The 22,925-nt window shown below is 61.6% G+C and carries 19 protein-coding genes; 16 read left to right on the top strand and 3 right to left on the bottom strand.

The window, feature by feature from the left end:
• The first annotated feature begins 129 nt into the window (after positions 1 to 129).
• From G7048_RS08380 to G7048_RS08325, 12 genes are all read left to right on the top strand, one after another.
• Positions 130 to 1,419, top strand: a complete 1,290-nt coding sequence (locus G7048_RS08380; RefSeq protein WP_240933218.1) for a nitrate/nitrite transporter — start codon at positions 130 to 132, stop codon at positions 1,417 to 1,419.
• Between the two features lie 27 nt (positions 1,420 to 1,446).
• Positions 1,447 to 2,892 carry an MFS transporter gene (locus tag G7048_RS08375; protein ID WP_166067693.1) on the top strand — a complete coding sequence of 482 codons (1,446 nt, stop codon included), beginning with the start codon at positions 1,447 to 1,449 and terminating at the stop codon, positions 2,890 to 2,892.
• A 214-nt stretch (positions 2,893 to 3,106) separates the two neighbouring features.
• Complete coding sequence (locus G7048_RS08370; RefSeq protein WP_166067692.1) at positions 3,107 to 6,892, top strand: nitrate reductase subunit alpha; 3,786 nt, start codon at positions 3,107 to 3,109, stop codon at positions 6,890 to 6,892.
• 23 nt (positions 6,893 to 6,915) lie between these two features.
• Positions 6,916 to 8,439 carry a nitrate reductase subunit beta gene (gene narH, locus G7048_RS08365; protein ID WP_166067691.1) on the top strand — a complete coding sequence of 508 codons (1,524 nt, stop codon included), beginning with the start codon at positions 6,916 to 6,918 and terminating at the stop codon, positions 8,437 to 8,439.
• Between the two features lie 32 nt (positions 8,440 to 8,471).
• Positions 8,472 to 9,173, top strand: a complete 702-nt coding sequence (gene narJ / locus G7048_RS08360; RefSeq protein ID WP_166067690.1) for a nitrate reductase molybdenum cofactor assembly chaperone — start codon at positions 8,472 to 8,474, stop codon at positions 9,171 to 9,173.
• Positions 9,170 to 9,907, top strand: coding sequence for a respiratory nitrate reductase subunit gamma (narI, locus tag G7048_RS08355; RefSeq protein ID WP_166067689.1), 738 nt, complete (start codon positions 9,170 to 9,172; stop codon positions 9,905 to 9,907). The genes narJ and narI overlap by 4 nt, the downstream gene beginning before the upstream one ends.
• Positions 9,908 to 9,925: 18 nt before the next feature.
• The gene (locus G7048_RS08350; RefSeq protein WP_371747660.1) at positions 9,926 to 10,783 is read left to right on the top strand and encodes a peptidylprolyl isomerase; all 858 of its coding nucleotides are present in this window, start codon (positions 9,926 to 9,928) and stop codon (positions 10,781 to 10,783) included.
• A 27-nt stretch (positions 10,784 to 10,810) separates the two neighbouring features.
• Positions 10,811 to 11,485, top strand: coding sequence for a carbonic anhydrase (locus tag G7048_RS08345; RefSeq protein ID WP_166067688.1), 675 nt, complete (start codon positions 10,811 to 10,813; stop codon positions 11,483 to 11,485).
• Positions 11,486 to 11,494: 9 nt separating this feature from the next.
• On the top strand, positions 11,495 to 12,784 hold the full coding sequence (locus G7048_RS08340; RefSeq protein ID WP_166067687.1) for an NnrS family protein: 1,290 nt from the start codon (positions 11,495 to 11,497) through the stop codon (positions 12,782 to 12,784).
• Positions 12,785 to 12,818: 34 nt separating this feature from the next.
• The gene (locus tag G7048_RS08335; RefSeq protein ID WP_240933217.1) at positions 12,819 to 13,469 is read left to right on the top strand and encodes a nitroreductase; all 651 of its coding nucleotides are present in this window, start codon (positions 12,819 to 12,821) and stop codon (positions 13,467 to 13,469) included.
• 21 nt (positions 13,470 to 13,490) lie between these two features.
• Positions 13,491 to 14,045, top strand: coding sequence for a hemerythrin domain-containing protein (locus G7048_RS08330; protein WP_166067685.1), 555 nt, complete (start codon positions 13,491 to 13,493; stop codon positions 14,043 to 14,045).
• A gap of 190 nt (positions 14,046 to 14,235) precedes the next feature.
• On the top strand, positions 14,236 to 15,309 hold the full coding sequence (locus tag G7048_RS08325) for an AbrB family transcriptional regulator (protein WP_166067684.1): 1,074 nt from the start codon (positions 14,236 to 14,238) through the stop codon (positions 15,307 to 15,309).
• 95 nt (positions 15,310 to 15,404) lie between these two features.
• On the opposite strand, the gene G7048_RS08320 is transcribed toward G7048_RS08325, so the two are convergent.
• The 3 genes from G7048_RS08320 to G7048_RS08310 form a co-directional block, all read right to left on the bottom strand.
• Positions 15,405 to 15,704, bottom strand: coding sequence for a DUF3567 domain-containing protein (locus tag G7048_RS08320; protein WP_166067683.1), 300 nt, complete (start codon positions 15,702 to 15,704; stop codon positions 15,405 to 15,407).
• An 894-nt stretch (positions 15,705 to 16,598) separates the two neighbouring features.
• The gene (locus G7048_RS08315) at positions 16,599 to 17,789 is read right to left on the bottom strand and encodes a DUF3108 domain-containing protein (protein ID WP_166067682.1); all 1,191 of its coding nucleotides are present in this window, start codon (positions 17,787 to 17,789) and stop codon (positions 16,599 to 16,601) included.
• A 62-nt stretch (positions 17,790 to 17,851) separates the two neighbouring features.
• Positions 17,852 to 18,637 carry an IclR family transcriptional regulator gene (locus G7048_RS08310; protein ID WP_166067681.1) on the bottom strand — a complete coding sequence of 262 codons (786 nt, stop codon included), beginning with the start codon at positions 18,635 to 18,637 and terminating at the stop codon, positions 17,852 to 17,854.
• A gap of 108 nt (positions 18,638 to 18,745) precedes the next feature.
• Between G7048_RS08310 and G7048_RS08305 the strand changes: the two genes are divergently transcribed.
• The 4 genes from G7048_RS08305 to G7048_RS08290 all read left to right on the top strand — a co-directional run bounded on the left by G7048_RS08305 (position 18,746) and on the right by G7048_RS08290 (position 22,905).
• On the top strand, positions 18,746 to 19,735 hold the full coding sequence (locus G7048_RS08305; protein ID WP_166067680.1) for a fumarylacetoacetate hydrolase family protein: 990 nt from the start codon (positions 18,746 to 18,748) through the stop codon (positions 19,733 to 19,735).
• 22 nt (positions 19,736 to 19,757) lie between these two features.
• Entirely contained in the window at positions 19,758 to 20,747 is a 990-nt protein-coding gene (locus G7048_RS08300) for a TraB/GumN family protein (RefSeq protein WP_166067679.1), read from the top strand.
• Between the two features lie 88 nt (positions 20,748 to 20,835).
• Positions 20,836 to 21,819, top strand: coding sequence for a tripartite tricarboxylate transporter substrate binding protein (locus G7048_RS08295; RefSeq protein ID WP_166067678.1), 984 nt, complete (start codon positions 20,836 to 20,838; stop codon positions 21,817 to 21,819).
• A 114-nt stretch (positions 21,820 to 21,933) separates the two neighbouring features.
• Positions 21,934 to 22,905, top strand: coding sequence for a LuxR C-terminal-related transcriptional regulator (locus tag G7048_RS08290; protein WP_166067677.1), 972 nt, complete (start codon positions 21,934 to 21,936; stop codon positions 22,903 to 22,905).
• Positions 22,906 to 22,925: the final 20 nt, after the last annotated feature.

The raw sequence follows: 22,925 nt of genomic DNA, 5'->3' as shown, positions 1-22,925 counted from the left end.
AGTTCTTTGGGAGTAGGCGAGGACGATGCGCCATCGTTCTTCTGCCGATGGTTGAGCATCCGCCCGAAGGATGTTCAGCATTCAGTGAAAACCCGACCATCAAGCCATCTACCAAAAAGAGGGCTTCTCATGGTCAACACGTCAATCAAAGCCACCACAAGTGGCGCAACCGGCCCGGTTGACGACGCCACCAAGCAACGTCGTGCGTGGTCGGTGCTGATCGTCAGCACGCTCGCGTTCACCGTGTGCTTCATGGTGTGGATGATGTTCGGCGTGATCGGCATTCCGATCAAGAAGATGCTGAACCTGAACTCCACGCAGTTCGGTCTGCTCACCGCCATGCCGGTGCTCACCGGCTCGCTGGTGCGTGTGCCGCTGGGCATCTGGACCGACAAGTACGGTGGCCGCATCGTCATGACGATTCTGATGGCGCTGACCGTGCCCGCCATCTGGGTGATGGGCTACGCCACCGAGTACTGGCACTTCCTCGTCGCTGGTTTGTTCGTGGGCTTGGCAGGCGGTGCGTTCTCGGTGGGCACGCCTTATGTCGCGCGCTGGTTTCCCAAGGAACGTCAGGGCATGGCGATGGGCGTGTACGGCGCGGGCAACTCCGGCGCTGCAGTCAACAAATTCGTCGCGCCCGTGATTCTGGTGGCCTTCGGCTGGGCCGCTGTGCCGCATGTGTATGCGGCCATCATGCTGGGTGCCGTGATCCTGTTCTGGGTCTTCAGCTACAGCGATCCTTCGCATCTGGTGGCCAGCAACGTGTCGTTCACCGATCAGCTCAAGGCGCTCAAGGACCCGCGCGTTCTCAAGTACTGCCAGTACTACAGCATCGTGTTCGGTGGCTATGTCGCGTTGTCACTGTGGATGGTGCAGTACTACGTCGGTGAATATGGTTTGGACATCCGCGTGGCGGCTCTGCTGGCTGCCTGCTTCTCGCTGCCCGGCGGCGTGCTGCGTGCCATCGGCGGTGTGCTCAGCGACAAGTTCGGCGCGCACGCCGTGACCTGGTGGGTGATGTGGGTGAGCTGGATCTGCCTGTTCCTGCTGTCGTATCCGCAGACCGATTTCACCATCCTGACCGTCAATGGACCGACCACCTTCCACATCGGCCTGAACGTCTACACCTTCACCGCTCTGATGTTCGTGCTCGGCATTGCATGGGCGTTCGGCAAGGCCAGTGTCTTCAAGTACATCAGCAACGACTACCCCGGAAACATCGGCGCGATCAGCGGCATCGTCGGCCTCGCAGGTGGCATGGGTGGCTTCATTCTTCCGATTCTGTTCGGCCTGCTCATGGACTGGACAGGCATCCGCTCCAGCGCCTTCATGTTGATGTACGGCGTGGTCTGGGTGTCGCTCATCTGGATGTACTTCACCGAGGTGCGCCGCACCAACGTGATGGCTGCTGCATGAGTTGCGTTTAATTCTCTGGAGACTTTCATGTCAAACCAAACTGCAACGATGGGCGCGCGCCGACAAGGCCGGGTACTCACGCTCTGGACGCCGGAGGACAAGGCCTTCTGGCAGCGTGAAGGCGAGGCCATCGCCCGCGTCAACCTGTGGATTTCCGTGCCTGCGCTGTTTCTCGCTTTCTGCATCTGGCAGGTATGGAGCGTGGTAGCGGTGAATCTTCCCGCGATGGGATTCAAGTATTCGACCAACCAGCTGTTCTGGTTGGCCGCCGCGCCAGCCTTGTCCGGCGCGACATTGCGCATTTTCTACTCGTTCATGATTCCAGTGTTCGGCGGTCGTCGATGGACCGCTATCTCTACCGCTTCGCTTTTGATTCCAGCCATCGGCATCGGCATCGCGGTGCAGGACAACACCACCGGTTATCCCACCATGCTGATGCTCGCGCTGCTGTGCGGCTTGGGCGGTGGCAACTTCAGTTCCAGCATGGCCAACATCAGCTTCTTCTTTCCGAAGGAGCGCAAGGGTTCGGCGCTGGGCGTGAATGCGGGCCTCGGCAATCTCGGCGTGTCGGCAGTGCAGTTTCTGAGCCCACTGGTCATCACTGCTGGCGTGTTCGGCGTGCTCGGCGGTGATGCGCAGACCGTCGTGAAGGCTGGTCAGACGCAGACGCTCTGGGCGCAGAACGCCGCCTTCATCTGGGTGCCATGGATTGCGCTGTGCTCCATCGCCGCCTGGTTCGGCATGAACGACATCGCCGACGCCAAGGCCAGCTTTGCCGATCAGGCTGCCATCTTCAAGAACAAGCACAACTGGGTGATGTGCGTTCTGTACCTCGGCACCTTCGGCTCGTTCATCGGCTTTGCTGCTGGCTTTCCGCTGCTCATCAAGGCGCTTTTCCCACAAGTCAATCCGCTCGCCTATGCATGGATGGGCCCGCTCGTCGGCGCACTCGTGCGCCCCTTCGGCGGCTGGCTGGCCGACAAGATCGGCGGCGGCGTGGTCACTTTCTGGAACTTCCTCGTGATGGCGCTGGCGGTGATCGGCGTGCTGTATTTCCTGCCCAAGGGCTCGGGTGGTTTCGTGTTCCCGTTTGGTCCCGCCGAAGGCAGCTTTGCAGGCTTCTTCGCGATGTTCCTGGTGCTGTTCTGCACCACCGGTATCGGCAACGGATCGACCTTCCGCATGATCCCCGTGATCTTCCTCACACAGAAGATGCGCGGCATTCGCCAAGGCGATGAAGCCGCTCGCACACAAGCCACCAAGGAAGGCAATACCGAAGGCGCTGCCGCCGTGGGCTTTGCCGGTGCGCTAGGCGCATACGGCGGCTTCTTCATCCCCAAGAGCTACGGCAGCTCGATCGCCGCGACCGGCGGCCCCGAGTTGGCGCTGTGGTGCTTTGCCTGCTTCTACATCGTCTGCGTCGTAGTCACTTGGTGGTTCTACTCGCGCAAGAACGCAGAGATGCCTTGCTGACATGGAACACCCCCTGAGTCGCTTCGCGCCTTCCCCCTCAAGGGGGACAACGCCAGTGGCCTGGCAAAGCCAGTTCCACGGCGTTCGTTGGCATGGCCTGCTCCGCGGCCTTCGGAAGCGTTTGGGGTGGTGTGAACGTCATTGAGAGTTGGATGAATTTCAGTACATCGAACCACTGAAAACAAATTGATCAGAAAAAGTTAGGAGTTCCACGATGAGCCATTTTCTAGACCGTCTCATGTATTTCTCACAGCCCACGGAGAGCTTCTCCGGCGGGCACGGCCAGACCAATGGCGAAGACCGCACCTGGGAGGACGCGTACCGTGATCGCTGGGCGCACGACAAGATCGTGCGTTCCACGCACGGCGTGAACTGCACGGGTTCATGCTCGTGGAAGATCTATGTGAAGGGTGGCATCGTCACCTGGGAAACGCAGCAGACCGACTACCCACGCACACGTCCCGACCTGCCCAACCACGAGCCACGTGGCTGCGCGCGCGGCGCGAGCTACAGCTGGTATCTGTACAGCGCCAACCGCGTGAAGTACCCGATGATTCGTGGCCGTCTGCTCAAGCACTGGCGCGCCGCATTGGCCGTGGCCAAGAGCCCGGTGGACGCGTGGGCCAGCATCGTCAAAAACCAATCCGCTCGCAGCGAATGGCAGAAGCAACGCGGCTTGGGCGGCTTCGTGCGCAGCACCTGGGACGAGGTCAACCAGATCATCGCCGCCGCCAACATCTACACCATCAAGAAGCACGGCCCGGACCGCATCATCGGCTTCTCGCCGATTCCCGCGATGTCGATGATTTCGTATGCCGCTGGCAGCCGTTATCTGAGCCTGATCGGCGGCGTCTGCATGAGCTTCTACGACTGGTATTGCGACCTGCCACCGGCCAGTCCGCAGACTTGGGGCGAGCAGACCGACGTGCCCGAAAGCGCCGACTGGTACAACTCCACTTACCTCATCGCGTGGGGCTCCAACGTGCCGCAGACGCGCACGCCCGATGCGCACTTCTTCACCGAAGTGCGCTACAAGGGAGCGAAGGTTGTGGCCGTCACGCCCGACTATTCCGAAGTCGCCAAGCTCGCCGATCTGTGGATGCACCCGCAGCAGGGCACGGACGCTGCCGTCGCGATGGCGATGGGTCACGTGATCCTCAAGGAGTTTTACTTCGACAAGAAGAGTGAGTATTTCGACGCCTACGCACGTCGCTACACCGACCTGCCGCTGCTCGTCGCGCTCAAGGAAAAGAAGCTGCCCGATGGCCGCACCGCGCTGGTGCCCGATCGCTATGTGCGTGCAAGCGACTTCGACAGCAAGCTCGGTCAGGACAACCATCCTGATTGGAAGACCGTGGCCTTCGAGCAGGACGGCCGCGTGGTGGTGCCCAACGGCTCCATCGGTTTCCGCTGGGGTGCTGAAGGCCGTGAAGACCAGGGCCTGTGGAATCTGGAAACCAAGGAAGCGGGCGGCAGCGAGGTGAATCTCAAGCTGTCGGTGATGGAAGACGCAAGCGTTCAGCACTCGGTTGCCGACGTGGCGTTTCCATACTTCGGCGGCGTGGAGTCTCCGAACTTCAAGCACAACGAGCAGGACGGTGACGTGCTCGTGCGCCGCGTGCCGGTCTCGCACATGCAGCTGTCGGGCGATGGTCTGCAAGGCCGTGTGGCGGTTGCCACCGTGTTCGACTTGCTGGCCGCCAACTACGGCATCCATCGCGGTCTGGAAGGCGAGGGACCAGCCACAAGCTACGACGACAACGTGCCTTACACGCCCGCATGGCAGGAGCAGATCACCGGCGTGCCGCGCGATCAGGTCATCACGACCGCACGCGAATTTGCCGACAACGCCGACAAGACGCACGGAAAGTCGATGGTCATCATCGGCGCTGCGATGAACCACTGGTACCACTGCGACATGAACTACCGCGGCATCATCAACATGCTGATGCTGTGCGGCTGCATCGGGCAAAGTGGCGGTGGCTGGGCGCATTACGTGGGTCAGGAAAAGCTGCGACCACAGACCGGTTGGACCGCGCTGGCGTTCGCGCTCGACTGGATGCGTCCACCACGCCAGCAGAACTCCACCAGCTTCTTCTACGCGCACACCGATCAGTGGCGTTATGAAAAGCTGGGCGTGGAAGAAGTGCTCTCGCCACTGGCCGACAAGCGCGACTACAGCGGCTCGATGATCGACTACAACGTGCGCGCCGAGCGCATGGGCTGGCTGCCCAGCGCGCCGCAGCTCAAGACCAATCCGCTGCAGGTGGTGCGCGATGCGCAGGCCGCCAACGTCGATGCCAAGGACTACGTGGTGAACTCGCTCAAGAGCGGATCGCTCACCATGAGCTGCGAAGACCCGGATCATCCCGCCAACTGGCCACGCAACATGTTCGTGTGGCGCTCCAACATTCTGGGCTCGTCGGGCAAGGGCCACGAGTACTTCCTCAAGCATCTGCTGGGCACCACGCACGGCGTGCAGGGCAAGGACCTGGGCCCCGAAGAAGCCAAGCCTGAAGAGGTGCATTGGCACGCCAACGGGCCGGAAGGCAAGCTCGACCTGCTGGTCACGCTGGACTTCCGCATGAGCACGACCTGTCTGTATTCCGACATCGTTCTGCCGACTGCCACGTGGTACGAGAAGAACGACCTCAACACCAGCGACATGCACCCGTTCATCCATCCGCTGTCCGCAGCCGTGGACCCCGCATGGCAGGCGCGCAGCGACTGGGAAATCTACAAGGGTTTCGCCAAGACCTTCAGCGAGCTGTGCGTCGGCCACCTCGGCGTGGAAAAGGAAGTGGTGCTCACTCCGATCATGCACGACACGGCAGCCGAGCTCGCGCAGCCTTTCGGCGTGAAGGACTGGAAGCGCGGCGAGTGCGATCTCATTCCCGGCAAGACGGCTCCGCAAATCAGCGTGGTCGAGCGCGACTACCCGAATGTCTACAAGCGTTTCACCGCACTGGGCCCGTTGATGGAGAAGGTCGGCAACGGCGGCAAGGGCATCGGCTGGAACACCGAGACCGAGGTGGCGCAGTTGGGTGACTTGAACGGCCGTGTGCGCGAAGAAGGCGTGACCAAGGGCATGCCGCGCATCGTGAGCGACATCGACGCGACCGAAGTCGTGATGATGCTCGCGCCCGAAACCAACGGCCATGTGGCCTGCAAGGCATGGGAAGCGCTGGGCAAGCAGACGGGTCTGGATCACGTGCATCTGGCGCTGCATCGCGAGGACGAGAAGATTCGCTTTCGCGATATTCAGGCACAGCCGCGCAAGATCATCAGCTCGCCTACATGGTCGGGTCTGGAGAGTGAAAAGGTCAGCTACAACGCGGGCTACACCAATGTGCATGAGCTGATTCCATGGCGCACGCTCACCGGTCGCCAACAGTTCTATCAGGACCATCCGTGGATGCGTGATTTCGGTGAAGGCTTCGTCAGCTACCGTCCGCCCGTGCACCTGAAGACGCTGCATGAAGTGGAAGGCAAGAAGCCCAACGGCAATCCCGAGATTGCGCTGAACTTCATCACGCCGCACCAGAAATGGGGCATCCACAGCACGTACAGCGACAACCTGCACATGCTCACGCTCAACCGTGGCGGACCGGTCGTCTGGCTGAGCGAGGACGACGCCAAGCGCGCAGGCATCGAGGACAACGACTGGGTCGAACTCTTCAACACCAACGGTGCGATTGCAGCACGTGCGGTGGTCAGCCAGCGCGTGAACCAGGGCATGGTGATGATGTACCACGCACAGGAAAAGATCATCAACACGCCGGGCTCGGAGATCACCGGAACACGTGGCGGCATCCACAACTCCGTCACGCGGATCGTGCTCAAGCCCACCCACATGATCGGCGGCTACGCGCAGTACAGCTACGGCTTCAACTACTACGGAACCATCGGCACCAACCGCGATGAGTTCGTGCTGGTGCGCAAGATGCGCCGCGTCGATTGGCTCGACGAAGAACACAAGAACAACCCCACGCACGCCTGAGCGACTGCACAAGGAGAATCACGATGAAAGTACGCGCGCAAATCGGAATGGTGCTGAACCTGGACAAGTGCATCGGTTGCCATACCTGCTCCGTCACCTGCAAGAACGTGTGGACCAGCCGCTCCGGCATGGAGTACGCATGGTTCAACAACGTGGAGACCAAGCCCGGCATCGGCTACCCCAAGGAATGGGAGAACCAGGACAAGTGGAACGGCGGCTGGACGCGCCATGCGGACGGCTCCATCGCACCGCGTCAGGGCGGCAAGTGGAAGCTGCTCATGCGCATCTTCGCCAATCCCAATCTGCCGCAGATCGACGACTACTACGAGCCGTTCACCTACGACTACGACCATCTGCAATCGGCCAAGGAAAGCAAGGCCGCGCCCACCGCGCGCCCACGCAGCCTGATCACCGGTCAGCGCATGGAGAAGATCGAGTGGGGCCCGAACTGGGAAGAAATTCTGGGCGGTGAATTCTCCAAGCGCAGCAAGGATGTGAACTTCGAACATGTGCAGAAGGACATCTACGGCCAGTTCGAGAACACCTTCATGATGTACCTGCCGCGCCTGTGCGAGCACTGTCTGAATCCGGCGTGCGTGGCATCGTGCCCGAGCGGCTCGATCTACAAGCGCGAGGAAGACGGCATCGTGCTGATCGACCAGGACAAGTGCCGCGGCTGGCGCATGTGCGTGTCAGGCTGCCCGTACAAGAAGATCTACTACAACTGGCAAAGCGGCAAGGCCGAGAAGTGCATCTTCTGCTATCCGCGCATCGAAGCGGGACAGCCCACGGTGTGCTCCGAAACCTGCGTGGGTCGCATCCGCTATCTCGGCGTGATGCTGTACGACGCCGACCGCATCGCAGAAGCCGCGAGCGTCGAGAAGGACAAGGATCTGTACGAAGCGCAGATGGGCATCTTCCTCGATCCGAACGATCCCGAAGTCATCGCGCAGGCGCGCATCGATGGCATTCCCGACGACTGGATGGAAGCCGCGCGCAAGAGCCCCGTCTACAAGATGGCTGTCGAGTGGAAGGTGGCGCTGCCGCTGCACCCCGAATACCGCACGCTGCCGATGGTGTGGTACGTGCCGCCACTCTCGCCGATCACTGCTGCGGCCAACGCAGGCCAGCTCAGTGCGAATGGCGAGATCCCCGATGTGTCGCAACTGCGCATTCCCGTGCAGTACCTCGCCAACCTGCTGACCGCTGGCGAACGCATGCCTGTCGTGCGCGCACTCGAACGCATGCTGGCGATGCGCACGTATCAGCGCACCAAGCATGTCGACGGTATCGAGAACATCAACGTGCTCAACCAGGTCGGAATCACGCAACACGAGGTGGAAGACATGTACCACGTGATGGCGATTGCGAACTACGAAGACCGCTTCGTGATTCCGTCGGCGCACCGTGAATACGCGGAAAACACGTTCGATCTGCGCGGCGGCTGCGGCTTCTCGTTCGGCAATGGCTGCTCGGATGGCGCATCCGAAGTCAGCATGTTCGGCGGCAAGAAGCAACGCACCATTCCGATCAAGGCCAACGTCTGAAGTCGATAACAAGAAGAAAGGAAGCAAGCACCATGTTCAAGACCACTCCAACGCATGTGCGCTACACGCTGCGCGTGCTCTCGCGGCTGCTGGGTTATCCGGACGCGCAGTTGTTCGCCGATCTCGCCCCGATGATCGACGCGCTGCGCATGGAAGGCGCATTGCCCCGCGCGCGCATCGACGAGATCGCGCAGTTTGGTCAGCACCTCAACACCTTGGGTGAATGGGAGGCGCAGGCGCGCTATGTCGATCTGTTCGACCGCGGACACAAGACCTCGTTGCATCTGTTCGAGCACATCCACGGCGACTCGCGTGATCGCGGTCCGGCGCTCGTCGATCTGCAGCAGACCTACGAAAAGGCCGGGCTGATGTTCGATGCGAACGAGCTGCCCGACCACCTTCCAGTGGTGCTGGAGTTCGCATCGACACAGCCGCCCAACATCGCGCAGGAATTTCTGGGCGAGATGGTGGAAATCCTCAACGCCATCTTCTCGGCGCTGGTGCACAAGGACAGCCCTTACGCCTGCGTGCTCGCTGCCGTGCTGGAGCTGGCGGGAGCGAAGGCACATGCCGTCGCCATCGACCCCGAGCCCGACATGGATGAAGCCTGGATGGAGCCCGAAGCCTTCATCGGCTGCAGCACGCAAGGCCAGGCCAAACCCGGCGCGGCGCAGCCCATGCACTTTGTGCGCAAGTCGGAAATTTCGAATCAATCACAAGGAGTCTCAGCATGAACGCCTGGCTCAACACCCTTTTGTTCGGCATCTATCCGTATGTCTGTCTGGCAGTGTTCTTCATCGGCAGCTGGATGCGCTTCGACCGCGACCAGTACACATGGAAGACCGATTCGTCGCAACTGCTGCGCAAGGGCAGCCTGCGCTGGGGCAGCAACCTCTTTCACGTGGGCGTGCTGTTCCTGTTCTTCGGCCATTCGTTCGGCATGCTCACGCCGCACTTTCTGTATGAAGGCTTCATCAGCGCGGGCCACAAGCAACTGATGGCGATGGTGAGCGGCGGCGTCGCTGGCCTGCTCGCCTTCATCGGCGTCACGCTGCTGCTGATTCGCCGTCTGGGCGACGAACGCATCCGCGTCACCTCCAAACCCAGCGACATCATGCTGCTGGTTCTGCTGTGGATTCAACTGGCACTGGGTCTGGCGACGATTCCTCTTTCCGCACAGCACCTGGATGGTGGAATGATGATGAAGCTGGCCGAATGGGCGCAGCGTCTGGTCACCTTCCGTTCGGGCGGCGTGGAGCTGCTGGCAGATGCAAGCTGGGTGTTCAAGGCACACATGTTCCTCGGCATGAGCCTGTTCCTGATCTTCCCGTTCACGCGTCTGGTGCATGTGTGGAGTGGTTTCGCGACCGTCGCGTATCTGCGCCGCCCTTATCAGGTGGTGCGTGCACGTCGCCTGAATGTGCCTGCTGGAAACAACAACCCAGCGCATCGCAACAACGCTGCTTGAAATCGGAAGGGAAAAATCATGTCACATGAACATCATGTCTGCACCTGCAGTTCCGGCGGCGGTGGTGGTGGTTGCGGCTCCATGCGTTCGCAGGCCGACGACATCGTTGTGCCCAATCTTCCGGTCGCACGCGTCAACGGCGTGCCGCTGCATTCGTCCGAAGAGTCGCCCGACACCGAAACGCTGCGCCAGCGCGCATGCACCGAGCTGCTGCGTCAGCAGGCGCAGTTCAAGGGTCTGCTGAGCCTGTCCGATCAACCCGCCGTGCAAGGCGCGATCAGCCAGGCGGCGGAGAAGGCCATCGATCAACTGCTGGACAACGATCTGCAGTTGCCCGATCCCACCGAGGAAGCTTGCGAGCGCTACTACGCGGCGCATCCGATGCTGCTCAACGAGCAGGTGCGACTGCGTCATGTGCTGTTCGCGGTGACGCAAGGCGTGGACGTGAGCGCGCTGCGCAAGCGCGCCGAGGCTTGTTTGCTGGAGCTGCGCGTGGCAGGCACGCAGGACGCTGCACGCTTTGGCGACGTGGCGCGCGAGCTGTCGAACTGCCCAAGCGGTCGCGAAGGCGGTGAACTGGGTTGGCTGTCGCGTGAAGACTGCGCGCCCGAGTTCGCGAAGGAAGTTTTTTTGTCGGCGGAAGTCGGCGTGCTCTCGCGCCTTGTGCACAGCCGCTTTGGGCTGCATGTGGTCGAGGTGCTGGAGCGCAAGAGCGGTCAGCCCGTGGCTTACGAACAGGCGCGCGCAGGTGTGGTGCGCGCATTGCAGCAACAGGCGTGGACCAATGCCGTGCGCCAGTATCTGCAAGTGCTGGCAGGCCAGGCGCAGCTCGATGGCGTGGACATCGACACGGCGGATTCGCCACTGGTTCAGTAGCTGAAATTGAAAGCCAAGGAAGAGCATATGCCTGACGACGATCTGTTGCAGCGACTGCGCTGCTTTCACAGCGATGCGTTTCCGCACTATCGCGAGCAGTTTCAGTCGCTTGTGGACGAGGGGCAGCATCCGAACACGCTGTTCATCGGCTGCTCGGATTCGCGACTTGTTCCCTATCTGCTGACGGGTGCAGGGCCGGGCGAACTCTTTCTTGTGCGCAATGTGGGCGCGTTCGTGCCGCCCTACGATGGATCGCAGGGCCACCACGGCACCGCTGCAGCCATCGAATTTGCGGTGCTCAATCTGCAGGTGAGCCGCATCGTCGTCTGCGGGCACAGCCACTGCGGCGGCATCAAGGCGATGTACGGAGAGATCTCGCCCGAGGCGCAGAACCTCAAGCGCTGGCTCGATCTGGGCCGCGACGCGGTGCTGCCCGTGCAGCCCACGCCTGAAGCTCTGCGCCGCACCGAGCAGCGCGCGGTCGTGCTGCAGCTGGAGCGGCTCATGGGTTATCCGATGGTCAAGCGCGCGGTGGAGGATGGCCGCATCACGCTGCATGGCTGGCATTACGTGATCGAGGAAGGGCAGGTGTACGTGTTCGATGTGACCGATGGATCGTTCACGCCTGCATCGATCGCATTGAGCAGCAGCACAGGGCCCGACACCCAGCGGCTTGCGCACGAAGCCATCGGAGGCCACTGAGGCAACGCCATGCACAAGCCGTCTGGAGTCCGCACCGAGTCCGTTCCCGATCCGCGCTGGCATGTGAGCCTGCTCGCGCATGCGCCGCATCGGCTGAGCTTTTTTCTGGCGATGCTGGTGCTCATGGCGTCGGGCATCTGGTGGGCGCTGGTGCAGATGGACAGAAGCCTGTTCGCATCGTCTGCACTCGTCTACGCCATGCCCGCCATGCTCACGCATTCGGTGGTGATGTGCTTTGGATTTTTGCCGCTGTTCTTCGCGGGATTTCTGTTCACCGCAGGCCCGAAATGGCTGCACGTGGAAGCGCCCACGATGAAGGCGATTGCACCTCCATTGCTGCTGCAGGCCACGGGTTGGATGCTCTGGCTGCTGGGGTCGATGGCAGCGGAAATTCTGGCGCTGGCAGGCATCTTCGTGGCCTGGATCGGCTTCACCTGGATGTGCAGCATCTACTGGCGGCTGGTGCTGAAAAGCCGCCTCGAAGATCGCATTCACGCGACGGCCATTGCCATCGCTTGTGCGGTCGGTTGCGTCTGTCTGGGCGGCGCTGCGTTGAGTGTGGCGTTCGGACGCGTCGATCTGAGCCGTGCGTTCGTGCTCAGCGCCATCTGGGGATTTGTGGGTGTGGTGTACGTCGTGGTCGCTCACCGCATGATTCCGTTTTTCACGTCGAGCGCGCTGCCGTTCATTGACGCATGGAGGCCGTTCTGGGTGCTGTGGCTGCTGCTCGGCTGCATGGCGCTCAAGGTGGTCGATGTGTGGTTGGCGCTGGTGGTGTTGCCGTCATTCGTGCAGGTCACATGGGCGGTTGTGACGGGCACGCTGGAGCTGATTGCAGGTGTTGCGTTGCTGTGGCTGGCGTATCGCTGGGGCTTGGTGCAAAGCCTCAAGAACCGCTTGCTGGTGATGCTGCACATCGGTTTTTCGTGGATCGGCATTGCCTTCGTTCTGGCGGGTGCGGTGCAGTGGATGTCGCTGTTCGCACCTGTGGCCGGTGGAGATCTCGCCGTGCTGCATGCCTTCACCATGGGCGCACTCGGGTCGTTGCTGCTCGCGATGGTGACGCGCGTGTCGTGCGGGCACAGCGGGCGCATGCTGCATGCCGACCAACTGGTCTGGGGATTGTTCTGTCTGCTGCAGGTGACCGTGGTGCTGCGCGTGGTTGCGGCATTCGGCGGTGGGTGGGCGGTGCATGCACTCGCGTTGGCTGCGTTGCTGTGGGCGGTGGTCGTCACCGTCTGGGGCGGCCGACTGTGTACTTGGTATGGAAAGCCGCGCCCCGATGGGCGGGCGGGATGATGAAAGCGAGGTTGGCGACATGCTGCATGATTCTTTGAACACCACTCTTTCCACGTTTCTTGCGCCGCAGGTGTCGGCCGAACAGGCACTGGGCCTGATGCAGACACGGCGCACGGTGCGCCCCAAGAACATGACCGGACCGGGGCCGGATGCGGAGCAACTGGAGTTGATTCTGAGCGCCGCCGCACATGCGCCAGACCATGGACGTGTGCAACCATGGCGCATGATTCAAGTGCCAGCGGTCGCACGCCATGCGCTTGCTCAGACCTTCGTCGATGCATTGCTCGAGCGCGAGCCTGTTGCGTCCGAAGAGCAATTACAGCGCGCCCGCGAGAAGGCCCACCGCTCACCCGAGTTGTTGTTGATGGTGGTGAAGCGTGCCGACGATGTGAACGCCGAAGCGACGTTTGCGGAAAGCTGCACCGCAGCGGGCTGCGCGTTGCAGAACATGCTGCTGGCGGCCACGGCGCTGGGTTTTGCTTCGGGCTTGACGAGCGGTGGATCGTTGCAGAGCGCAAGTCTTCGGCGCTTCTTCAAGCTGGCCGAGAGCGAGCAGGCGATCTGCTTTCTGAGCCTCGGAACCTTGGCCGAGCGTGGGCAGAAGATGCGCGGCGAGCGGCCCTGCATCAGTGAATATCTGACGGTGCTGAATTCGGTGGATATCCCGGTCGGCTGTGCTGCTTGATGTGCCCAAGGAGAATGCGGCATGAACACCAGAATTTCGCTGCCCGGCGTGCGCAGTCCGGGCGTGGGTTTCGAGCAACCGTTCGAGATGCTCGATGCCTGCCATGACCGCGTGAAGCGCTCGCTGCAACTGCTGGTCGATTTGCGCAAGTACCTTCAAACCAAGGGCTGTGACGATTCTGCACGCCAGGCTGCGCGCGACGTGCAGCGCTATTTCGACATCGCCGCGCCGCTGCATCATCAGGATGAAGAACTGCATATTTTTCCTGCGCTCAAGCAGCGCTGTGCGGACGATGCGCGCATCCAGTCGCTGGTGGCGCAACTGCAGCAGGATCATGAGGACATGCATGTGCTGTGGAGCGGCGAGGTGCGCAACGCGTTGCAAGCGCTGACCAGCGGCGAGCAAAGCCAGTTCACCGAAGCGCAGGAAGCCGCCTTCGACACCTTCGCGCAGTACTACGCACGCCATCTGACGATGGAAGACGAGGTCGCTTATCCGCAAGCCAGAAGCGTGGTGGACGAGGCCGAGCAGCAAGCGATGGGCCAGGAAATGGCCGCGCGCAGGCAACAGGGCTGATTCGGTCGGGCAAGGCTGCGTGGTTTGCGAACGCAGACTTCGCGAGTGGAGCGGAGTGGGCTGCGCGGCGTGCGTGTCCGGGCGAGTGGATTGAAGGACAATTTGCGGCAACGTCGCGCTGCGCTGTCCGATCCGTGGAAGAGTTCAGCGCGCGCTCGCGCACTGCCGAAGTCTTCGCTCCCCACCGCCCATGTCTCTGGATTCCAAGTCTTTTCTGCACATTGCGCTCACCTTGCTGGCCGCCTGGCTTGCAGCCGAACTGTGTGTCGCGCTGCACACGCCGCTGCCGTGGATGATCGGCCCCTTGCTGATCACCGCTTTGCTGACCATGGCGGGTGCCCCGACCAAAAGCTCGATTGCCTGCCGCAACGCCGGACAGTGGACGATTGCGACGGCGCTGGGTCTGTATTTCACGCCCGAGGTGGCGCATCTGGTAAGCGGTCTCTGGTGGGCGATTGCGCTGGCCATCGCATGGGCGCTGCTGCTGGGCTGGGGGTTCGGCGCGTGGCTGTATCGCGTGACGGCTCCGCGCCTGCCGAACGTCTCGAAGAAGGCGATGCGCGCGACCTGCTATTTCGCTGGTGCGATCGGCGGGGCGTCGGAGATGACGCTGCTGTCCGAGCGCGAAGGTGCGCGCTCCGAACTGGTGGCCGCAGCGCACAGTCTGCGCTTGTTGATCGTGACGGTGACGATTCCGTTTGCTCTGCAATGGAGCGGGCTGCATGGACTCGACAACCTGCCGCCCGCCACGCGCGTGGTCGATGTGCAAGGCCTGCTGATCCTGATGGCGGCAGCGGGCGTGGGCGCGCTCATCATGCAAAAGCTTGGGCGCGCGAACCCATGGTTTCTCGGTGCCTTGCTGGTCACGCTGGTGATCACGGTGAGCGGCCACACCTTGTCGGCGATTCCGCAGTTCATGGTGAACGCGGCGCAACTCGCGATTGGCGTGAGTCTGGGCGTGCGCTTCAGCCGCGAGTTCCTGCATACCGCACCGCGTTGGATGGGCATGGTCGCGCTGGGCACGTTTGCGCTGATGGCGGTGTGCGCGTTGTTTGCCGTGGGCCTGTCATGGCTGACCGGGCAGCATTGGGTGACGCTGGTGCTCAGCACGTCGCCCGGCGGCATTGCCGAGATGTCGATCACCGCCAAGGTGTTGCAGTTGGGCGTTCCGGTGGTGACGGCGTTCCAGGTCTGCCGACTGGTGGCGGTGCTGTTGCTGGTCGCGCCGATGTATCACCGCCTGTACGGTGGCAAAACAGCCTAGCCGGAAATCTCGGAAGCCAAAAGCAAACGCCGCTTGCAGTGGTCTGCAAACGGCGTCTGGGTCGGGTTGATGATGGTGTCGATGCGGATCGATGCTCAGTGCACCAGAACCGGGTTCTGTGCCAGGCCTACATAGCCGTCGAGCGTGTCTTCCACTTCTTCCTGCGTCGGGGTGTTGCGCTGCCATTCCAGAATCTGGAGCTGGAACATTTCTGCCCAGGAACCATCCAGATAGACCTCTTTGCCGGAACGCTTGTCCACGATCTCGAAGCCGTGGCGCGGCAGTTGAGGAACCGTGGATTTCTTCACCTCGGCAGACTTTTCTGTGCCGCTCAGGTCGGCATCAGGCTGCATGTGGACGACAACAAAAGAATCTGAGTCGTAGAGCATGTGCATGGTCAAGTTCCTCCTTTCACTGCAGGGATAGATGGGTGCGCAGGCCGCCTTTTCAAGGGGTCGGAGCGAGGCGTTTGCACGACCATCTGCTGAACAGTATTCCATGGTTTTGATCAGTGATTGGAGACTTGTGTGAATCTGGTGAAAAAAACAATTTTTATATTTATATGGGCTAATTTTCTGGGATAGTAGAGGATTGGGCTGAGTGGAGCGCCTTGGCGTCCGGCCCGCAGCGCAAGGACCGATGCGCGATCCGCAAGCCCAAAAAGAAACCGCGTTGATCGGCCTGGTGAGGGCAGATGCAACGCGGAAATCAACAGGAGCTCGCATGAAAAAACGGTCGCAGATCCGGGCTGTCCCCTGTGCAAGTCTTTTGGATTTCTTGACTTGTCGTGCTGTGCAGTGCCGGATCGCTGCATTTCGATTCCCTCCGGGACGAAACCTGCAAATCAGCTGAAATTCCTCTTCAGCGCATTGCAGCCTTGGAAGATTGGCTCCATTTCCTGGATACCAGCCTCTACCGATAAAACCAATCGACCAAGCGCAGATCAAAAATACTTCTTAACCCAAGAGTCTGTCAATCACCTCGGCAACCCAGCCCCTGTGCAAACTGCCTTGAGTCAAAACCTCAAGGTAACAGTCTGTCGGGCTTTGCCTGATTCGGGTTACTGGAGCAAAGACAGTGTCCTGATGGGTTCATCCTAGTCCTCGCCAATCGATTTGTTAATCAGCATTTGGTGAACTACTGTGAAAAAACAAGCTGAATAAAGTCAAATACGCTTTATTTTTCTCAAGGATTAGATGAATTTCGCCTTGAAGCATATTGAATTCAAATGGGTTTTTGAAATGGCGGACGATATTCAAGGCTTTTTCAAATAATCAACCCGATTTTCTTTATTTCAACGCCAACTCGGCAAAGTCGCCATTCGATTGCGTGATCCGCAGGCGTACGGGCAGATACTGCTTGTCCAGACCCAGCCAGAGGTCGGCGCGCAGATCGCGGTCGTGGCGGGGGAGTTTCTGCAGTCGCACGGCGCGGGTCGGGCCGGTGGGGAGGTCCAGCGTTTCGGTTTCGCCCACGGTGAAGGTCCAGCGGTCGGCATTGCGCGGGCCGATCGTGGTGAACGAGATCTGCGTGCCGGGTGGATAGCGGTCCGGCGCGGCCGCCAGCATGGCACCGAGCTGGATGAGCACGCTGACCCGGTCCTGCGCCCCGGCGCTGATGGTGTAGCGGTTGGTGTTGGCGCTGAAGGTGACGATCTTGCTGTCGAAGTCCAGGTGCGCGGCGATCTCGCGCTTGCCGATGTCGCCGAATCGCGTGGGCGCAAGGCCGTTCGGCGTGATCTTGCCGGTGCTGTTCTGGCTGCGCGTGCCCAGCAAGAACGCGCTGACCTCCTGTCGCGCCTCGTAGCTGCCGCCGTCATTGCGCCAGACGAGCTGGCCGTTGACGTTGTAGGCCATCTTCTTGACCTCGCCGTGCACCGCGTATTTCAGCGTGGTGCTGGGAGGCAACTGTATGGGCGGCGGCTCGGTGCTGGGCTTGGCTCCTGCGGCTCCGGGCGGGCGGATGTCCACGCCTGCACTCAATTCATCGTCAGGATGGGCTGGGACGGAAGCCGTATTCAGCGGAGCGCTCGCCGCTGACACGGGTTGCGCAGGGGGCGATTCGGCAGTCCCCACTGGCGCGGATGCTGTCGATTCGGACGATTGGGCGACTTGCGTGGATGTATCCGGCGCGGTCGCCTCTTCGGGCGTGAGATCGGGTTCGCTGGGTCCGTTGTCCGTAGGTTCGGGCGCGGGCCTGCGCCTTTCTTGCGTCACGATGGCTGGTTCGCCGTCTGTAGACTGCGCGCGTGGTTTGGGTTTTGGCTGGGGCTTCGGAGCGGGCTTGGCTGCTGGAGGCGGTTCCGCTGGCGGTGCGAGTGGCGCTGGCTCGGGTTCCGGCGGTGGCGTCACCATCCGCGTATGAAAGGCCAAGCGTTCGGCGCTGCCTTCATCGGTCCCGCCCAGCGGCATTCCGCCCAGCACAAACCAGTGCAGGGCGAGAACGACGACGGTGATCAGGAGGAGGGCGCGGCGGGGCATGGAACTGGGTGGATTCTCGCGCAGTTGCAAAGTTGCAGCCTGTGCCGGGCTCAAGTGCAGGCCTACGGCGCGGCCCAGCCCAGATCGCTGGACAGTCGCTCAGCCATGGCGCGCAGCGGTGTGTCGATGGCTCCGTTCCATTCGGCGTCGAACGTGGCGACGGAGCCGAGCGTCATGATGCCCATGACCAGCCGCCCATCGGAATCGAATACCGGCGCGCAGAACGCCGCAATGCCGGGCAGCAAAATGTTCACCACGCGGGCGCAGCGGTGCTCGCGAACCACGTTGAACAGCGCGTCCACGGCCTTCTGCGTGTGGGGCAGATCGGTGCGTTTCTGGCGCTGGGCGAGATGCAGTTCTTCGTCGAGAAGCTGCGCCGTTTTCTCGCGCGGCAAATAGGCACCGAAGCAGCGTCCGGTGGCGGACGAGAGCAGCGGCATCACATCGCCCAGTCGCAGATTGGCGGTGATGCTCTGGCGCGGCGATTCTTCCCAATGCACCAGCGTCGCGCCCCGATTGCCCCAGACGGCCAGGGCCATCGTATGGCCGATCTGCTCCATGAATTGAGGCACTTGCTCGCGCGCCAAGCGAATCGCATCGAGCCGCGACAGCGATGCCAGCCCGAGCTTGAGCGCTGCGGGGCCGAGGTCGTAGCGGCTGCTGCGCGCATCCTGCACGACCAGGCCGAGCCGCTGATAGCTCACCAGATATCGGTGCGCCTTGGCCGCGCTCATGCCGGCGGCGGCGGCGATGTCCTTGAGCATCAACGGGCCGTGCGAGCGCGTCAGCGCTTCGAGCAGCGCAAAGCCTACTTCCACGGATTGAATGCCGGCGCGTTCCTTGTCCATCTGCACTAGAATTTTGAGATTAATTTTTGTTGAATCAATTTCACGAATCGTAATTCATGTTTGCGCGATTCGACTGAAATTCGCAGCGCACCGAGGAGATTTGCCGCGATGAAACTCGCCACCTACAAAGATGGTTCCCGTGACGGACAGCTCGTCGTGGTCTCTCGCGACCTGAGCACGGCGCATTATGCGACCGGCATTGCGGACCGCATGCAGCAGGTGCTGGACGACTGGAATTTTCTCTCGCCGCAGTTGCAGGATCTGTCGGTGCAGCTCAACTCGGGACGTGCCCGGCATTCGTTTCCGTTCGATCCCATGCAGTGCATGGCACCGCTGCCGCGTGCGTACCAGTGGGCCGATGGTTCGGCCTACATCAACCACGTGGAACTGGTGCGCAAGGCGCGCAATGCCGAGGTGCCCGAGAGCTTCTACATCGACCCGCTGATGTACCAGGGCGGCAGCGACGATTTCATCGGTCCGTGCGATGACGTGGTGGTGCCGAGCGAAGCCATGGGCATTGATTTCGAAGCCGAGATCGCGGTGATCACGGGCGATGTGAAGATGGGCGCGACGCCCGAGCAGGCGCTCGAAGGCATCCGCCTGATGATGCTGGCCAACGACGTGAGTCTGCGCAACCTGATTCCGGCGGAACTGGCCAAGGGCTTCGGCTTCTTCCAGAGCAAGCCTGCGACCGCGTTCAGCCCGGTCGCCATCACGCTCGACGAACTGGGCGATGCATGGGACAAGGGCCGCGTGAACCTCACGCTGCAATCGACCTGGAACGGTCGCCGCGTGGGTATGTGCGAGGCGGGGCCGGAGATGACGTTCCATTTCGGCCAACTCATCGCGCACATCTGCAAGACGCGCAATGTGCGCGCGGGCAGCGTCGTCGGCAGCGGCACGGTGAGCAACAAGGACTGGTCCAAAGGCTACTCGTGCATCGCTGAAAAGCGCTGCATCGAAACCATTCAGGATGGCCAGCCCAAGACCGAGTTCATGAAGTTCGGCGACACCATCCGCATCGAGATGAAGAACAAGGCAGGCCAGAGCCTGTTCGGTGCGATCGAGCAGGCGATTGCCGACCCCGCCGCCACCTGATCCGAAGAAAAGAACCAGACACATGCGCACATCGATCAGAAGACATTTCAAAGCGCTGCTGATCGCCGCGCTGTTTCCGTGGGCAGCGGCCTCCGTCCATGCGCAGGAGGCCGTCAGCTGTCCTCCAGTCGCGCAGATGCCCGACGCGGCCACGCTGCAGTCGCTGGTGCGCACCGCGCGCGATCGCGGCATGCTCTGGCGCGTGGAAAAGAAGGGCCGCACGAGCTGGCTTTACGGCACGATCCATGTGGCCGAGCAGGGCTGGATGGTGCCTGGCCCCACGGTGATGAAGGCGCTGCGCGAATCGGACACGCTGGCGCTGGAACTCAATATGCTCGATCCGAAAGTGCAGGGCGCGATCATGTCCGCCATGCTCGCCGCGCCGGACACCAAGCCATTGCCGCAGCCGCTGATGGAGCGCTTGACCCGGTTGAAGCAGCGCGAGTGCATTGGCGATGAGGTCGGCGCGATGCGAGCCGACGCGCAAGTGCTCACGCTGGCCACGCTGATGGCGCGACGTGAGGGGCTCGATCCTTCGTACGGAATCGACCTCTCGTTGGCCGGCGTGGCGACCGGCATGCGCAAACCGGTGATCGGTTTGGAGTCCGTGGAAACGCAGATCAAGGAGCTGGTTTCCGACGATCCGGAGAAGGTGCTGGAGACGGTCACCACGGGCCTCGATCAGCTCGAACGCAAGGATGCGCCTGCCATCCTGACCGCTTTGGCGCGTGCCTGGTCCGATGGCCGCATGCGTTTGCTTGAGAGCTATCCCGACTGGTGCGAGTGCGTGACAACGCCCACCGAGCGACGCGAATACGAACGCATGATCGAAGGCCGCAATCCGGGCATCGCGCGGGCGATGGTCAAGGAAATCGCATCCGGGAAAAAGCTGTTTGCGGCAGTCGGCGCACTGCACATGATCGGCGAAAAAGGCTTGCCCGCATTGCTGCGCAAGCAGGGTTTTGAAGTGACCCGAGTGGAATTCGCGGAGGATGGCATAAGCAAGCCGTGAGTCCCAACCACGCCGTCTGAGCGACATGACAGGCGGTGGTATCGTGCAACGAAAAAAAATAGATATTCACAACAAGGAGACAAGACAAATGCAGCGCAGAAACCTGCTCCAACAAACCCTCGCCCTCGCGGGCGCATCCATGGCCGCGCCGTGGGTGCATGCACAGGCGGCCTATCCGCATCAGCCCATCCGCTGGGTTGTTCCCTATCCCGCGGGCGGCGGCACGGATGTGCTGGCGCGCACTGTCGCCGAAGCCATGCGCCCGGCGCTCGGCCAGCAGATCATCGTGGACAATCGGCCCGGCGCATCGACCAACATCGGCGCGCAACTCGTGGCCACGGCCAAGCCCGACGGCTACACCGTGCTCTCGGCCGACAATGCCGTTCTGGCCTACAACGAATACCTGTTCACCAAGCTGCCGTTCCATCCGGAAAAGGACTTCACCTACGTCGGCGGGCTGACGCGCTTTCCGCTCGTGCTGGTGGTGAATCCCCACTTCAAGGAAGGCCAGACCTTTGCCGATTTCCTCGCCTACGTGCGCGCCAATCCGGGCAAGGTGAACTACGCATCACCCGGCAACGGATCGCCGCATCACCTCGCGATGGAGATGTTCAAGTTCCGCACCAAGACCTTTCTCACGCACATCCCATATCGCGGCGCAGCGCCAGCGGTGCAGGACGTCATGGGCGGTCAGGTGCCCTGCATGTTCCTCGATCTGGCGGCGGGGCTGTCGGTCATCCAGTCCGGCAAGGTGAAGGCATTGGCGATTGGGTCTGCCAAGCGCGCGCCGCTGTTGCCCGATGTGCCGACCCTCTCCGAAGTCGGTGTGAAAGACAGCGAGGTCTACGCCTTCCAGGGCATGCTCGCCCCGGCCGGTCTGCCAGCCGACATCACCAAGCGGCTGAACACCGAACTCAACAAGGCCCTGGCCTCGCCCGAGGTGGTCAAGCGCATGCAGGACTTCGGCATGGAATCGTTGGCCGGCACGCCCGAACAATTTCACGCCATGGCCCGCGCCGAGGCCAAACGCTGGGGGCCGATCATCAAGGCGACCGGGGTGAAGCTGGATTGACGTTGTGTGAGTGGATCTGTGCAAGTGAGTGAGTCGGCGATTTTCGAGTGAACCGGATCATTCGGGAATGCGTGACAATGAGCACTTGCCCCACTCACAACCCTTGCGCAAAGCATGCCCTCTGCAGACTACAACGACCTGCTGTTGCGCCTGTACCGGCTGTCGCACGAGCAGCCCATAGACCAGTTTCAGGACTCGGCTCTGGAGCTGCTCAAGCAGGTGCTGCCATTTGACTCTGCGATGTGGGGCTCGGCGACCATGACAGGCCACGGCATCGACATTCACGCCATCCACTTGCACAAGCAGTCCGTCGAAATGCTGTCTGCCTACGAAGAGGTCAAGCATCTGGACACCGCCGGACAGGAGGCGGCCAGGCGCGTCAATCAGGCGCTGGCGTTTGATCGGGATGCGTGGTTTTCCGCCAAGCACCAGCAATCGGTGCGAGAGTACGGAAAACGCTTCGAGCAGGCGCATTTCTTCATCAGCGGAACCCTGGATCAGGGGACAAACATCACCCATTGGGTCACGCTGTTTCGCTCCGACACGTCGGCCCACTGCATGGAGCGTGAGCGAGTGGCGCTGGGCGGGTTTGCTCCACATGTGCATCAGGCGTTGTCGCTGAACCGGTTGACGCATTTGAACCAACGGGTGCATCAGCAGAGTGGCTACGGCGTTGGAACGGCCATGTCCGATCCACGCGGGGTCATCTACCACATGGATGCGGTCTTTTCAGAGGCCATGCGCGCGGAGTGGAGCGGATGGCTTGGGCCCCGTTTGCCGGGCAGCTTGATGAAGGCGGTGCAGCAAGGCTTGCCGCGATTCACGGGTCATGCCGTGGTCATCAGTCTGCGGGCCGAGCATGGCCTGCTGTGGTTGAGATGCCGCCCGCGATGCGCAGCCGATGATCTGGCACCCAGAGAGTTCGTGGTGGCGCAGATGACGGCGAAGGGACTCACGCACAAGGAAATTGCACGGGCGTTGGAGCGCGCACCCACGACCGTGCGCAACCAGATCCGTTCGATCTACGACAAACTTGGCGTGGGCAATGTCGCGGAACTGATCGAGGCGCTTCGTCTTGTGGAGTGACGACTGAGTCCATCATGGCT

It is taken from the genome of Diaphorobacter sp. HDW4B (assembly GCF_011305535.1).
Lineage (GTDB): Bacteria > Pseudomonadota > Gammaproteobacteria > Burkholderiales > Burkholderiaceae_C > Diaphorobacter_A.
This window is presented reverse-complemented; position numbering and strand designations above follow the sequence as displayed.